Genomic DNA, 14,269 nt, shown 5'->3' on the forward strand with positions numbered 1-14,269 from the left:
TTCACATGAAGCGTATCCGCATCACGCCGGCCTGGTACTTCAGCGACGAGGCCGGTAACCAGCTCGATCCCAAGCTGTTCGGCCTGCTCGAGGCGGTGCATCGCCACGGCAAGCTCACCCAGGCCGCCGAGGCTGTCGGTATCTCCTATCGCCATGCCTGGAACCTGCTCAACAAGTGGGGCGAGTTCTTCGGCATCGCCCTGGTCGACCTCGAGCGTGGCAAGGGTGCACGACTGTCGCCACTGGGCGAGAAGCTGCTGTGGGCCGAGCAGCGGGTGATTGCCCGACTGGGGCCGCAGTTGGAGAGCCTGGGCTCCGAGCTCAACCTCGCCATCCAGCAGACCCTCGAGGGCGTCAAGCCGGTGCTGCGGCTCTATGCCACCCACGGCTATGCCGTGGAGCTGCTCCCGGCCTATCTCGATGAGCTGCGCCTCGATCTCCAATATTGTAGTTCCCGTGAGGCCCTCTCGGCGCTGCATCGCGGGGCCTGCGATCTGGCCGGTTTCCACCTGCCGCGGGGGGAGGTCGGCAAGCGGGTGAGCCGCGGCTATCGAGACCTGCTCAAGCCGCGCAGCTATCGCGTCATCCGCTTCATCACCCGACGCCAGGGGTTGATCGTGGCGCCGGGAAATCCATTGGGTGTCAAAGGGTTGAACGATCTGGCCAAGGGCGAGGTGCGCTTCATCAATCGCCAGGTGGGGTCGGGCACCCGGGCGCTGCTGGACGGCCTCCTCGAGGGCGAAGGGCTCGCGACGCGGCGCATCCGCGGCTATGAACTCGAGGAATACACCCACTCGGCGGTGGCGGCCTATGTCGCTGCCGGCATGGCAGAGGTCGGTTTCGGGGTGGAGGCGGCGGCGCGGCGCTTCGGTCTCGACTTCGTGCCGCTGGCGCTGGAGGACTATCTGCTGGTCGGTCATCGGCGCAGCCTGGCGGAGCCCAAGCTGCAGTCGCTGTGTCAGGTGATCGCCGGCGAGGCGTTTCAGGCGGCGGTGGCGGAGCTGCCGGGCTATCGGCCGGATCGCTGCGGCCAGGTGGAGGGCATCGAGTCGCTGCTGCCGGATTGACGCACGCGGCGCCGGGCGGCGCCGCGTGACAGGCCTTGTTCAGGTCAGGCTCAGGTCAGGACATGGCCCAGCGCCAGGAAGCCGCCGGCGGTGATCAGGGCGCCGATCAGCGCGTAGGGGAACTGGGTCAGGCCGTGCTGCATCGGCAGGCAGCCGCTGCCCTGTGAGGACAGCACCGAGGAGTCGGAGAAGAAGCAGGCGTGGCTGCCGAAGCTCGAGGCCGACAGCAGGGCACCCACCACCAGCGGCATCGGGGCATCCATGTGCTGGGCCATGGGGACCACGATGGGGATCGAGATCACGAACACGCCCCAGGAAGAGCCCGTGGCGAACACCACTACCGCCATGGACACGAACACCAGGACGGGCAGCAGCGCCGGCGTCAGATAGGGGGCGAGGGCATCGATCATGAACTGGGTCATGCCCAGCTGGTCGTTGACCTCGCGCAGCACGAAGCCCACGGCGACGATGGCCAGCGGCAGCATCATGGTACGGAAGCCGTCCATGATGCCGTCCATCAGGCTGGCGAAGGTCGCCAGGCGCTGGATGAGGTAAAGCACCAGGGTGAACAGGGTGGCGACCATCACGCCCTTGAGCAGGTCGATCTCGAAGTAGGCGCTGGCACCGATCAGTACCGCCATGGGGGCGAGGAAGTTGAACACGCCGCGCCACGGCGACTGGTTGGGCGTCGTCTCCCCCAGGGCTTCGTCCGGGGCGCCGTCGGGGATCGGCTGGCCGGCCCGGGCCCGGGCTTCGGCGGCCTTCATCGGGCCGATGTCGGGCAGCTTGCCGCTGGCCACCAGCACCACCAGGCCCATGGCCACCCAGCCGTAGAGCATGAACGGGATCGATGCGATGTAGAGTCCCATGCCGGGGCCGTCGGTGGCGCCGTTGGTTTTCAGCAGTTCGGCGAAGTACACCGCCCAGGTGGAGATCGGCACCAGGATGCAGATCGGCGCCGCCGTGGAGTCGACGATATAGGCCAGCTTCTCGCGGGAGACGCCGAAGCGGTCGGTGAGACGCTTCATGGCCGCCGAGGTTGCCAGGGCGTTCAAGTAGTCGTCGATGAAGATCAGCACGCCCAGCAGCGCGGTGCTGAGCATCGACTGACGGCGCGTCTTGACCAGCCGGGTCATGACGTGACTGAAACTCAGGGTGCAGCCGGACTTCTCGAGCATGGCGATGAAGCCGCCCATCAGGCCGCAGACCAGGATCAGCCAGGCGATGGTCTCGTTCATCATCACCGACAGCGAGATGTCGGCCAGCTCGCCGACGAAGTCCTCCGGCTGCAGCATGATCAGGCCGGACAGCGCGCCGATGGCCAGCGCCTCGAGGGTGCGGTGCGTGGCAATGGCCACCACCAGCACGATCAGCGAGGGGACCAGGCTGGCCCAGCCGTAGTCGCTGCCGGGGTCGTGGGTCAGCGTCAGCGCGGTGACCGTGCCCAGCACGGCCAGCACCAGCAGCAGGGTGCGGCCGGTACCGTCCCGGGCCGGCAGCGAGGGTGAGAAGGGGTGGGTGGTGCTCATGACGACCTCCATCTTGTGGTGTTGTGAGGTTCGGCAGGCGCGAGGCGAGCCTTGGGTCGTTGTGATCGTTGCCGGCGCGACCGTGCCGCGTCCCCGCGGGCGGTGATGCCGCCCACGGTCGAAGGTGGAAGGATGGCTTTCCTGCTCAGACGTGGCGCAGGTACCAGTCGTATTCCAGCTTGCTGACCGCCTGCATGGCCTGGTCGCGCTCGGCACGGCGGTTGGCGAGGAAAACGCGCAGGAACTGTGGTCCCAGGGCTTCGGTGAGCGCCTTGCTCTCCTCGAGCAGGTCCAGGGCCTGGCTCCAGCTGTTGGTCAGGCTGGGGGCGACCTGGTCGTAGGCATTGCCGGTGATCGCCGGCGGAGGCGTCATTTGCTGGTGCAGGCCGTGTTCGATGGCCGCCAGCAGGGTGGCGACCAGCAGGTAGGGGTTGGCGTCGGCGCCGGCCACGCGGTGCTCCAGGCGCCGTGCGGCGTTGGGGCCGGAAGGAATGCGCACCGCCACCGAGCGGTTGTCGAAGCCCCAGGTCGGCGCCATGGGCACGTAGAGGCCGGGCTGGAAACGGCGGAAGGAGTTGAGGTTGGGCGCGAACAGGGCCATCGAGGCGGGCATCATCGCCAGCAGCCCGGCCACCGCCTGCTTGAGCCGGGGGGTGCCCAGCGGGTCGCCGTCTTCGGCGGCAAAGACGTTGTGCCCGCTCTCGTCGAGCAGGCTGATATGCACGTGGGTGCCGTTGCCGGCCTCGTCCCCGTATGGCTTGGCCATGAAGGTGGCCTCGAAGCCGTGCCGCAGGGCGATGCCCTTGATCAGGCGCTTGAGCAGCACGGCGCTATCGCAGGCCGCCAGGGCATCGTCGCAGTGAATCAGGTTGATCTCGAATTGACCGGGGGCGCATTCCTTCAGGGCGGTATCCAGCGGGAGGGCCTGGGTCTCGGCGGCGGTGTGCACCTCCTCCAGGAAGTCCGCGTATTCGTCGAGCTCGCTGATCGAGTAGAGCTGGCTATGCGTGGCGCGCTCGCCCGTCGCCGGTGAACAGGGCGGCTGCACCATGCCCAGTTCGTTTCGGCTGCGATCCACCAGGTAGAACTCCATTTCCACCGCCACCACCGGGGTGAGGCCTTCCCGCTTCAGCCGTTCGAGCACGCCGGCGAGCAGCTGACGCGGGTCGACGGGGTACGGGCCGCCGTTGCTGTCTTCCATGGTCATCAGCAGCTGCGCCTGGCGGCCATCGCGCAGCCAGGGCGTCGGCATCAGGGTGCCCGGCACGGGGCGGCAGACGCGGTCGCCGTCGCCGGTGTCCAGTCCTAGCCCCGTGGCTTCCACCGTGTTGCCGAGAATGTCCAGAGCGAAGACCGAGGCCGGCAGGTTGATGCCGTGCTCGAAGGCCTTCTCCAGGTTGTCGTGGGGGATGCGCTTGCCGCGTATCACGCCGTTGAGGTCGCTGATCAGCAGATCGATGCTGGTGACCTCGGGGTGGCGGGCCAGGAAGTCGCGGGCTTCGTCGACGGGGTAAGAGGGCATGATGACACCTGTTTTTAGGATGTTGGCATGGTCGTCATCATTGGTGTTCTTCGCTTTTGTTGTCAAATTTTTTACGTTTATGGCGCTTTTGACAATGTGGTGATTTCCGTATTTTTGATTTTTATCTCAATAATATCAGTGTGTTGTGATTTATTTTCTGATGCTGTCGCTTTCGTCGGGTTGGCAAGATTAAGCAACCAAGATATGTTGAGCAAACCATAACAACTTTCTGTCCTGTCGTTTCGAGGAGGCTGCCATGCAGAGCCGACCCCTGGTGGGAGTGATCGCCTGTCGCCGTGAGGTGGAAGGGCATCCCGCCCATATGGTGACCGACAAGTACCTGAGCGCGCTGCGCGACTACGGGCTCGAGCCGGTGATACTGCCGGTCTGGGAGGGGGGCGATGCCGCCGCTGTGACACCGCTGCTGTCACGTCTGGACGGCCTGCTGCTGACCGGGAGTTACACCAACGTCGATCCAGCCCGCTACGGCGCCGAGCGGGCGCCCGAGAACACCCGTGACGATCGTCATCGCGACGCCGCGGCCATGGCCTGGGTGCCGGCGGCGCTGGACCTCGGTCTGCCGCTGCTGGGGATCTGCCGCGGTTTCCAGGAACTCAACGTGGCCTTCGGCGGCAGTCTTCACCAGGCGGTTCAGACCGTGCCCGGCATGCTCGATCATCGCGAGCGGGCGGGCGAGCGGGCGGCCCAGTATGCGCCGGCCCACGAGCTTTCGATTCGCCCGGGCGGACGCCTGTCGGCGCTGTATCCCGAGCCTCGCTCTCGGGTCAACTCCCTGCACCAGCAGGGCATCGACCGCCTCGGCGAGGGCCTGACCGCCGAGGCCCAGGCGCCGGACGGCCTGGTCGAGGCCATCTCGGTGACCGATGCGCCGGGCTTCACCCTGGCCGTGCAGTGGCATCCCGAATGGCAGCCTCGGGAGCATCCGCTCTACGACGCCATCTTCCGCGGCTTCGCCGAGGCCTGTGGCGACCATGCTCGCGTCGCCGCCCCGGTCGCGACCCCGGCCTGATCGGCCGCGAGTGTCATCAAGGAGAATCATCATGCAGACATCGCAATATCAGGCCCGCGACCGCGCGCATCATCTTCATCCGTTCACCGATTTCAAGGCGCTGGGCGAGGAGGGCAGCCGCGTCGTGACCCATGCCGAGGGCGTCTACATCCACGACAGCGAGGGGCACCGTATCCTCGACGGCATGGCGGGACTGTGGTGCGTGAACCTGGGTTACGGCCGTCGCGAGCTGGTCGAGGCGGCGACCGCTCAGCTCGAGCGGCTGCCCTACTACAACACCTTCTTCAAGACCACGCATCCGCCGGCCCTGCAGCTGGCCGGGAAGCTCTGTGAGCTCGCCCCGGCACACGTCAATCATGTCTTCTTCACCGGCTCGGGTTCCGAGGCCAACGACACCGTGCTGCGCATGGTGCGCCGCTACTGGGCGCTGAAGGGGCGCCCCGGCAAGCGCTGGGTCATCGGCCGCGAGAACGGCTATCACGGTTCCACCCTGGCCGGCATGAGCCTCGGCGGCATGGCGCCCATGCACGACCAGGGTGGGCCCTGCGTGCCGGAGATCGCTCATGTCGCGCAGCCCTATTGGTTTGGCGAGGGCCGTGACCTGTCGCCGGAGGCCTTCGGGCGCCGCTGCGCCGAGGCGCTGGAGGACAAGATCCTCGAGCTCGGCGAGGAGAACGTCGCCGCCTTCATCGCCGAGCCGGTCCAGGGGGCCGGCGGCGCCATCATGCCGCCGGCGAGCTACTGGCCGGCGGTGAAGGCCGTGCTGGCCAAGTACGACATCCTGCTGGTCGCCGATGAGGTGATCTGTGGCTTCGGTCGCCTCGGCGAGTGGTTCGGCAGTCAGCACTTCGGCCTCGAGCCGGACCTGATGCCGATCGCCAAGGGGCTTTCCTCGGGCTACCTGCCGATCGGCGGCGTGCTGGTCGGCGATCGGGTGGCCGAGGCCCTGATCGAGGAGGGGGGCGAGTTCTTCCACGGTTTCACCTACTCGGGGCATCCCACCTGCGCCGCCGTGGCGCTGAAGAACCTGGAGCTGCTGGAGGCCGAGGGCGTGGTCGATCGCGTGCGCGATGATCTGGGGCCCTATCTGGCCCGGCGCTGGGCCGAGCTGGGCGAGCATCCCATCGTCGGCGAGGCGCGCTCGCTGGGGCTGATGGGCGCCCTGGAGCTGGTCGCCGACAAGGCCTCGGGTGCGCGCTTCGACAAGTCGCTGGGCGCCGGCAACCTGTGCCGCGATCTGTGCTTCGAGGCGGGGCTGGTGATGCGCTCGGTGGGCGATACCATGATCATCTCGCCGCCCCTGGTGATCACCCGCGACGAGATCGATGAACTGGTGCGCCTGGCCCGCCAGGCGCTCGACGAGACCGCGGCTCGCCTGGCCGAGCATGCGGTGACCGACAACGCCCCGCGAGAGGAGATTCGCGCATGAGCCCCGCCCCGACGACCCGTGACGACTGGCAGGCGCTGGCCGCCTCGCTGGTCGAGCAAGGCTTCGAGACCCGCGCCTACGTCGACGATGCCTTCGTCGACGCCGTCGACGGCGCGACCCTGACCACCGTCAACCCGGCCACCGGCGAGGCGCTGGCCGAGGTGGCGAGCTGCGACGCCGCCGACGCCGAACGGGCGGTATCGGCCGCCCGGCGCGCCTTCGACGCCGGCGAGTGGTCGCGCCTGGCCCCGGGCCAGCGCAAGGCCGTGCTGCTGCGCCTGGCCGAACTGATGGAGGCCCATCGGCACGAGCTGGCGCTGCTCGACACCCTGGACATGGGCAAGCCGGTCGGAAGTTCGCTCGGCGACATGGCCGGCGCCATCGGCTGCATTCGTCACCATGCCGAGTCCATCGACAAGCTCTACGGCGAAGTCGCGCCCACCGGCGAGGAGAGCCTGGGGCTGGTGCTGCGCGAACCGCTGGGGGTGGTGGCCTCCATCGTGCCGTGGAACTTCCCGCTGATGATGACCGCCTGGAAGATCGGCCCGGCGCTCGCCGCCGGCAACAGCGTAATCTTGAAGCCCTCGGAGAAGTCGCCGCTGTCGGCGCTGCGCCTGGCCAGCCTGGCCCGCGAGGCGGGCCTGCCGCGCGGCGTGTTCCAGGTGCTGCCGGGCTTCGGCCATACCGTGGGCAAGGCGCTGGCGCTGTCGATGGACGTCGACTGCCTGGCCTTCACCGGCTCCACCGGGGTCGGCAAGCAGCTGATGCAGTACGCCGGCCAGTCCAATCTCAAGAAGGTGTTCCTGGAGTGCGGCGGCAAGAGCCCGAACCTGGTGTTTGCCGACTGCAAGGATCTCGACAGGGTCGCCGAGCACGCCGCCGGGGCGATCTTCCACAACCAGGGCGAGGTGTGCATCGCCGGCTCGCGGCTGCTGGTCGAAAACAGCATTCGCGAGGCCTTCGTCGACAAGGTGCTGGCCGCCGCCGAGCGCATGCAGCCCGGCGACCCGCTGGACCCGGACAGCTTCATGGGTGCGATGGTCGACCAGGCCCAGTACGAGCGGGTGCTCGACTATATCCGCCGCGGCGTGGCGGAGGGCGCGACCCTGCGCGCCGGTGGCGAGGCCACCGCCATCGAGGGCAAGGGGCTGTTTATCCCGCCGACGGTGTTCGACGGCGTCACCGAGACCATGGCCATCGGCCGCGAGGAGATCTTCGGCCCGGTGCTGTCGGTGTTCGGCTTCGACAGCGAGGACGAGGCGGTGCGGCTCGCCAACGACAGCGACTACGGCCTGGCGGCCGGGCTGTGGAGCCAGGACATCGATCGCATCATGCGCGTCACGCGCCGGCTGCGCTCGGGCCAGGTGTTCGTCAACAACTGGGCGGACATGGACCAGACGGTGCCCTTCGGCGGGGTCAAGCAGTCGGGCAACGGGCGCGACAAGTCGCATCACTCGCTGGAAGAGTACTCCGATCTCAAGAGCGTGTGGATGACGCTGGCGCCCTGAGGGGCGGAGCCTGGAGCACTGATGGGGGAGGGGAACCCTCGACTTGCCGGCCGCGGTTCGCCGCGGCCGGCTTTTTTCGTGCCGCGGGCTCGGTCAGGAAACGGCGTCCTGGGCGGCGGCCAGGGGGGGGAAGGATTGCGGCGCTGTTCGCCGCGTGGCACACCCGTCACCTCGTCAGGCGATCGTCGGCCGGCTCGTTATGGGGGGGGCGTCGAATGAGCGCCGGGAGCGGAATTTTCTTGTACAATGGTTGTTTCTAAGTTGTACGAAATTCTGGCTCTTGCGGAGGAAATGGCATGTTGAACTGGCTCAAGCGAGACCCGCTTAAGAAGCTTCAGCGGCAGTACGAGCAGAAGCTGGAGGAGGCCATGACGGCTGCACGCAACGGTGACATGCGGTCCAATGCGGTGCTGACCGAGCAGGCCGAGGCGCTGCGGGCGGAGATTGAGCGGCAGAAGAGCTGAAAGCGGCGGTGGCCGGCTGGCCTGGCGAATGACCCGATCGAGGCGCGGTGCGTGGAGTCGTCCGCCCCACGCCTCATCCGGGAAAGGGGGGAGGATTAGGCCGTCGTGTCCTGACCGGCGCGGCGCTTGGCGACCGACTCGCCGCTCAGGCCGAAGTCCTGGGGCGCGATGTCGGAGAGCACGATGCGCACGCTCTCCGGGGTGCAGTCGATGGCCTCGACGCAGGCCGCGGTGATCTTCTCGATCAGGGCTTCCTTCTGCTCGGCGCTGCGGCCTTCGATCAGCTGGATGTTGACGTTCGGCATGGGGGTCTCCCGGGGTGGGGGCGATGTCCGGCGGTGGTGCCGGGGCGTCGCCACGTTCAGAAGCTGCGGGCCGGGGTGGCGCAGCTGACCAGTCGGCAGGCGACCTCGCCGACGTTGCGAAAGCGATGGGGGACGTTGGTGTCGAAGTAGTAGGCCTCGCCGGAGATCAGCACGCGGGTCTCGGCGCCGATGGTGATCTCGATCTCGCCCTCCAGCACTACGCCGGCTTCCTCGCCCTGGTGGGCGATCATCTCGCGGCCGGTGTCGGCCCCCGGGGGGTAGGTCTCGACCATGAAGTTCAGCGCGCGGGCGGTGCGATTGCCGCCGACCAGCTTGTAGATGACGTCGCCGCTGCCCACGTCGGCCAGCTCGTCGGCCGAATAGAACACCTGGTCGCGGCTCTCCAGGTCCATGGTGAAAAAGTCGCCGACGCTCATGGGGATGGCATCGAGGATCTTCTTCAGTGAGCTCACCGAGGGGCTGACCTTGCCCTGCTCGATGAGCGACAGGCTGGAGTGGGTGACGCCACAGCGCTTGGCCAGTTCGCGCTGGGAGATGCCTCTCAGTTTACGCAGGGCACGCAATCGCGCGCCGACGTCTTCTGCCATGGTTCATCCTCTGAAGTCGACGGGGCGGGCCGGTCAGGCCCGCCCCTCGGGGCTCAGCACAGGGCGTCGAGCTTTTCCTTGAGCAGGGCGTTGACCTGCTGGGGGTTGGCGGTGCCGCGGGAGGCCTTCATCACCTGGCCGACGAAGTAGCCGATCATCTTGCCGCGCTTGTCCGGCTCGGCGTCGCGGTACTGGGCGACCTGGGCCGGACTGTCCGCGATCACCTGATCGATCATGGCCTCGATGGCGCCGGTGTCGGTGACCTGCTTCAGCCCCTTGGCCTCGATGATGGCGTCGGCGCTGTTGTTTTCTCCCCCGCCTTCGCCGTGCCACAGCGCCTGGAACACCTGCTTGGCGGCCTTGCCGTTGATGGTGTCGTCCAGCACCCGGACGATCAGGCCGCCGAGCTGGTCGGCGGAGACCGGGCTGTCGACGATCGCCAGGCCCTCGCGGTTCAGGGCGCCGGACAGCTCGCCCTGGACCCAGTTGGCGGCCTGCTTGGCGTCGCCACAGACCGCATGAACGCGCTCGAAGTACTCGGCCATGGCACGGCTCGCCGAGAGCACGCCGGCGTCGTAGGCGGAGAGGCCGAGCTCGCCCTGGAAGCGCTCGCGCTTGGCGGCCGGCAGTTCCGGCAGCTGGCCGCGCAGGTGGTCGACGTAGGCCTGGTCGAGCACCACCGGCAGCAGGTCGGGGCAGGGGAAGTAACGGTAGTCGTTGGCCTCCTCCTTGGTGCGCATGCTGCGGGTCTCGTCGGCCTCGGGGTCGTAGAGACGGGTCTCCTGGACCACCGTGCCGCCGTCCTCGAGCAGCTCGATCTGGCGCTCGACCTCGAACTCGATGGCACGCTCGACGAAGCGGAAGGAGTTGACGTTCTTGATCTCGGCGCGGGTACCGAAGGCTTCCTGGCCCTTGGGGCGCACCGAGACGTTGACGTCGCAGCGCATCGAACCCTCGGCCATGTTGCCGTCGCTGATGCCCAGATAGGTCACGATGGAATGGATCGCCTTGAGGTAGGCCGCGGCCTCCTTGGCCGAGCGCATGTCCGGCTCGGAGACGATCTCCAGCAGCGGCGTGCCGGCGCGGTTGAGGTCGATGCCGGTCATGCCGTGGAAGTCCTCGTGGAGCGACTTGCCGGCGTCCTCCTCGAGGTGGGCGTGATGCACGCGGATGCGCTTGCTCTCGCCGTCGTCGAGCAGGATCTCGACCTCGCCCGGGCCGACGATCGGCTCATACATCTGGCTGGTCTGGTAGCCCTTGGGCAGGTCCGGGTAGAAGTAGTTCTTGCGGTCGAACACCGAGACCTCGGGGATCTCGGCGTGGATGCCGAGGCCGAACTGCACGGCCATGGCCACTGCCTGCTCGTTGAGCACCGGCAGCACGCCCGGCAGGCCCAGGTCGACGGCGCAGGCCTGGGTGTTGGGCTCGGCGCCGAACGCGGTGGAGGCGCCGGAGAAGATCTTGGAGCGGGTGGCGAGCTGGACGTGGACCTCCAGCCCGATCACGGTTTCCCATTGCATCAGGCGGTCTCCTCGGCGAGGTCGGGACGGCGCAGGTGCCAGTCGGTGGCCTGCTGGAACTGGTGGGCGACGTTGAGCAGCTGGGCCTCGGCGAAGTGGGTGCCGAGGATCTGCAGGCCCACGGGGCGGCCGCCGGCGAAGCCGGCCGGCACGCTGATGCCGGGGATGCCGGCCAGGTTGACGGCGATGGTGTAGATGTCCTGCAGGTACATCGACACCGGGTCCTTGTTGGCGCCCAGGTCGAAGGCCGGGGTCGGCGAGGCCGGGCCCATCAGCACGTCGACCTCCTCGAAGGCGTCGAGGAAGTCCTGGCGGATCAGGCGGCGGACCTTCTGCGCCTGCTTGTAGTAGGCGTCGAAGAAGCCCTCGGAGAGGGTGTGGGTGCCGATCAGGATGCGCCGCTTGACCTCCTCGCCGAAGCCCTCGCCCCGGGAGCGCTTGTAGAGGTCGATCAGGTCGGTCGGGTTCTCGCAGCGGTGGCCGAAGCGCACGCCGTCGAAGCGCGACAGATTGGAGGAGGCCTCGGCCGGCGCGATCACGTAGTAGGCCGGGATCGCATAGTGGGTATGCGGCAGGCTGACCTCGCGCACCGTGGCGCCAAGCGATTCGTAGACCGCGATCGCCTCGCGCACCGCGCTCTCGACCTCGGCGGAAAGGCCGTCGCCGAAGTACTCCTTGGGCAGGCCGATCTTGAGGCCGGACAGCGGGGCGTCGAGGCCCTCGGTGTAGTCCGGCACGCCGCGCGCCACGCTGGTGGAGTCGCGCAGGTCGTGGCCGGCGATGGCGCCGAGCAGGTGGGCGCAGTCCTCGGCGGTGCGGGCCATGGGGCCGGCCTGGTCGAGGCTCGAGGCGTAGGCGATCATGCCGTAGCGCGACACGCGACCGTAGGTCGGCTTCAGGCCGGTGATGCCGCAGAAGGCCGCCGGCTGACGGATCGAGCCGCCGGTGTCGGTGCCGAGCGCCGCCGGCACCAGGCCCGCGGCCACCGCGGCGGCGCTGCCGCCGGAGCTGCCGCCGGGCACGGCGCCGAGGTCCCAGGGGTTCTTCACCGCGCCATAGAAGCTGTTCTCGTTGGACGAGCCCATGGCGAACTCGTCCATGTTGGTCTTGCCGAGACTCAGGGTGCCGGCCGCGGCCAGTTTCTCGACCACGGTGGCGTCGTAGGGCGCGTCGAAGTTGTCGAGCATCTTCGAGCCGCAGCTGGTCTTGACGCCCCGAGTGCAGAAGATGTCCTTCAGTGCCAGCGGGAGGCCGGTCAGCGGGCCGGCCTCACCGAGCGCGCGGGCGGCATCGGCGCGATCCGCTGCTTCGAGCGCGGCATCGCCAGTAACGGTGATAAAGCTGTTGAGCGCGCCGTCATGGCGCTCGATGCGCGCGAGCAGATGTTCGGTCAGCTCGCGGCTGGAGAACTCGCCGGCCGCCAGGGCGGCGGCGAGTCCGGTCAGTGTCTGGTCGTGCATGGGGCCGGGGCTCCGTGATGACATGTCATTGACGACGAAAGAGGGAGGCGGTCATTCGACGACTCGCGGCACCAGATAGAGGCCGTTCTCCACCGCGGGGGCGCAGCGCTGGAAGGTCTCGCGCTGGTCGGCCTCGGTGACCTCGTCGGCGCGCAGGCGCTGGGTGGCGTCCAGCGGGTGGGCCAGCGGGGCGACGCCGTCGGTGTCGATCGACTGCAGCTGGTCGGCCATCTCCAGGATGCGGCCCAGGTCGTCGAGGTAGCGGTCGGCCTCACCCTCGTCCAGGCCGAGACGGGCCAGGTGGGCGGCCCGGAGAACGTCTGCGTGTTCAAGCGCCATGATCGGGTGTCCTCGAAAGGGTGGCAGAAAAGACCGCAGAAGTTATCACATTCGCGTCACGGCGGGCAGGGGCCAGGGGCGTGGCGCTTGCCGCTGGGGGGGTGCAGTGATACGGTTTGCCCCCGCACAGGGTCCCCGGTCTGCACTAGGTAACGACTTCATGTTCAAACGTTTGAGGGGGCTGTTTTCCAGCGATCTGTCGATCGACCTGGGGACGGCCAATACGCTGATTTACGTCCGCGGGCGCGGCATCGTGCTCGACGAGCCGTCGGTGGTGGCGATCCGCCAGTCCGGCAACATGCGCAGCGTGGCCGCCGTGGGTGCCGACGCCAAGCGCATGCTGGGCCGCACACCGGGCAACATCACCGCCATCCGCCCGATGAAGGACGGCGTCATCGCCGACTTCACCGTGACCGAGCAGATGCTGCAGTACTTCATCCGCAAGGTCCATCAGAGCACCTTCCTGACGCCGAGCCCGCGGGTATTGGTCTGCGTGCCCTGCATGTCGACCCAGGTCGAGCGCCGCGCCATCAAGGAATCCGCCGAGGGCGCCGGCGCCCGTGAGGTGTTCCTGATCGAGGAGCCCATGGCCGCGGCCATCGGCGCCGGTCTGCCGGTCGAGGAAGCCCAGGGCTCGATGGTTGTCGACATCGGCGGTGGCACCAGCGAGATCGCCATCATCTCGCTCAACGGCGTGGTCTATTCCGAGTCCATCCGCGTCGGTGGCGACCGTTTCGACGAGGCGATCATCGCCTACGTGCGTCGCCACTACGGCAGCCTGATCGGCGAGTCCACCGCCGAGCGGATCAAGGAAGAGATCGGCTGCGCCTACCCCGGCGGCGAGCTGCGCGAGATCGACGTGCGCGGCCGCAACCTGGCCGAGGGCATTCCGCGCAGCTTCACCCTGAATTCCCACGAGATCCTCGACGCCCTGCAGGAGACCCTGGGCTCCATCGTCGCGGCGGTGAAGAGCGCGCTGGAACAGTCGCCCCCCGAGCTGGCCTCCGACATCGCCGAGCGCGGCCTGGTGCTGACCGGCGGCGGTGCGCTGCTGCGCGATCTCGACAAGCTGATCGCCGAGGAGAGCGGCCTGCCGGTGGTCGTCGCCGAGGACCCGCTGACCTGCGTGGCCCGCGGCGGCGGCAAGGCCCTCGAGATGATCGATCAGCATACGTTTGAACTGCTCTCCAGCGACTGACGTTGGAAAGCGCTGATTTATTGCTGCGCTCGATATCCTGGCCACCGGCGGTGCCGGTACGCCGGCCCGGTCGGCTCTCATGTAGCAGGCTACACTGCGGGCGCTGTGCTCCGGCGGCGGCCAGGCTAGGCGCCCCCGCCTCTCGTCGCTCGCGACATAAATCAGCGCTCTCCCGCGGAAGCTAGAAGCACCAGGGGCGGGTGGCCTCTCGACGGCCTCGCCTAGGCGTCGCGGCAAGAGGCCCGACGCCGCCAAGGAGAATAGGGAGAGGACGCCATCAAACCGCTGTT

The 14,269-nt window shown here is 68.0% G+C and carries 13 protein-coding genes; 6 read left to right on the forward strand and 7 right to left on the reverse strand.

Annotation, left to right across the window (positions count from 1 at the left end; genetic code table 11):
* Window positions 1–5 precede the first annotated feature (5 nt).
* Window positions 6–1,067 carry a substrate-binding domain-containing protein gene (locus UN84_RS05235; RefSeq protein ID WP_035597874.1) on the forward strand — a complete coding sequence of 354 codons (1,062 nt, stop codon included), beginning with the start codon at window positions 6–8 and terminating at the stop codon, window positions 1,065–1,067.
* A 50-nt stretch (window positions 1,068–1,117) separates the two neighbouring features.
* On the opposite strand, the gene UN84_RS05240 is transcribed toward UN84_RS05235, so the two are convergent.
* Together UN84_RS05240 and UN84_RS05245 are read right to left on the reverse strand one after the other, a co-directional pair.
* On the reverse strand, window positions 1,118–2,596 hold the full coding sequence (locus UN84_RS05240; protein WP_046079801.1) for a Na+/H+ antiporter NhaC family protein: 1,479 nt from the start codon (window positions 2,594–2,596) through the stop codon (window positions 1,118–1,120).
* Window positions 2,597–2,741: 145 nt separating this feature from the next.
* Entirely contained in the window at window positions 2,742–4,118 is a 1,377-nt protein-coding gene (locus tag UN84_RS05245; protein ID WP_046079800.1) for a glutamine synthetase family protein, read from the reverse strand.
* 256 nt (window positions 4,119–4,374) lie between these two features.
* Between UN84_RS05245 and UN84_RS05250 the strand changes: the two genes are divergently transcribed.
* The 4 genes from UN84_RS05250 to UN84_RS05265 all read left to right on the forward strand — a co-directional run bounded on the left by UN84_RS05250 (window position 4,375) and on the right by UN84_RS05265 (window position 8,549).
* Window positions 4,375–5,148 (forward strand): gamma-glutamyl-gamma-aminobutyrate hydrolase family protein, encoded by a 774-nt coding sequence (locus UN84_RS05250; RefSeq protein WP_046079799.1) that lies wholly within the window; start codon window positions 4,375–4,377, stop codon window positions 5,146–5,148.
* A gap of 31 nt (window positions 5,149–5,179) precedes the next feature.
* Entirely contained in the window at window positions 5,180–6,577 is a 1,398-nt protein-coding gene (locus tag UN84_RS05255; protein ID WP_046079798.1) for an aspartate aminotransferase family protein, read from the forward strand.
* Window positions 6,574–8,085 (forward strand): aldehyde dehydrogenase, encoded by a 1,512-nt coding sequence (locus UN84_RS05260; protein WP_173834966.1) that lies wholly within the window; start codon window positions 6,574–6,576, stop codon window positions 8,083–8,085. Before UN84_RS05255 ends, UN84_RS05260 begins: the two co-directional genes overlap by 4 nt.
* A 296-nt stretch (window positions 8,086–8,381) precedes the next feature.
* Complete coding sequence (locus UN84_RS05265) at window positions 8,382–8,549, forward strand: DUF6435 family protein (protein WP_107180767.1); 168 nt, start codon at window positions 8,382–8,384, stop codon at window positions 8,547–8,549.
* 95 nt (window positions 8,550–8,644) lie between these two features.
* Here UN84_RS05265 and UN84_RS05270 read toward each other — a convergent pair whose 3' ends face one another.
* The 5 genes from UN84_RS05270 to gatC are packed head-to-tail and all read right to left on the reverse strand — an operon-like array spanning window position 8,645 to window position 12,781.
* A complete protein-coding gene (locus tag UN84_RS05270; RefSeq protein WP_046079791.1) occupies window positions 8,645–8,854 on the reverse strand; it encodes a 2-hydroxymuconate tautomerase family protein in 210 nt (69 codons plus the stop codon).
* A gap of 56 nt (window positions 8,855–8,910) precedes the next feature.
* A complete protein-coding gene (locus UN84_RS05275) occupies window positions 8,911–9,462 on the reverse strand; it encodes a cupin domain-containing protein (RefSeq protein WP_046079790.1) in 552 nt (183 codons plus the stop codon).
* Between the two features lie 53 nt (window positions 9,463–9,515).
* Complete coding sequence (gatB, locus tag UN84_RS05280) at window positions 9,516–10,982, reverse strand: Asp-tRNA(Asn)/Glu-tRNA(Gln) amidotransferase subunit GatB (protein WP_046079789.1); 1,467 nt, start codon at window positions 10,980–10,982, stop codon at window positions 9,516–9,518.
* Window positions 10,982–12,442: an Asp-tRNA(Asn)/Glu-tRNA(Gln) amidotransferase subunit GatA gene (gene gatA, locus UN84_RS05285; RefSeq protein ID WP_046079788.1), complete on the reverse strand. Its 1,461-nt coding sequence runs from the start codon at window positions 12,440–12,442 to the stop codon at window positions 10,982–10,984. Before gatA ends, gatB begins: the two co-directional genes overlap by 1 nt.
* Before the next feature lie 51 nt (window positions 12,443–12,493).
* A complete protein-coding gene (gene gatC / locus UN84_RS05290; RefSeq protein ID WP_035598414.1) occupies window positions 12,494–12,781 on the reverse strand; it encodes an Asp-tRNA(Asn)/Glu-tRNA(Gln) amidotransferase subunit GatC in 288 nt (95 codons plus the stop codon).
* 160 nt (window positions 12,782–12,941) lie between these two features.
* Between gatC and UN84_RS05295 the strand changes: the two genes are divergently transcribed.
* Window positions 12,942–13,979, forward strand: a complete 1,038-nt coding sequence (locus tag UN84_RS05295) for a rod shape-determining protein (RefSeq protein WP_035598417.1) — start codon at window positions 12,942–12,944, stop codon at window positions 13,977–13,979.
* Window positions 13,980–14,269: the final 290 nt, after the last annotated feature.

This window comes from Halomonas sp. HG01 (assembly GCF_000968715.2).
In the GTDB taxonomy this organism is placed as follows: Bacteria; Pseudomonadota; Gammaproteobacteria; order Pseudomonadales; family Halomonadaceae; genus Halomonas; species Halomonas halophila.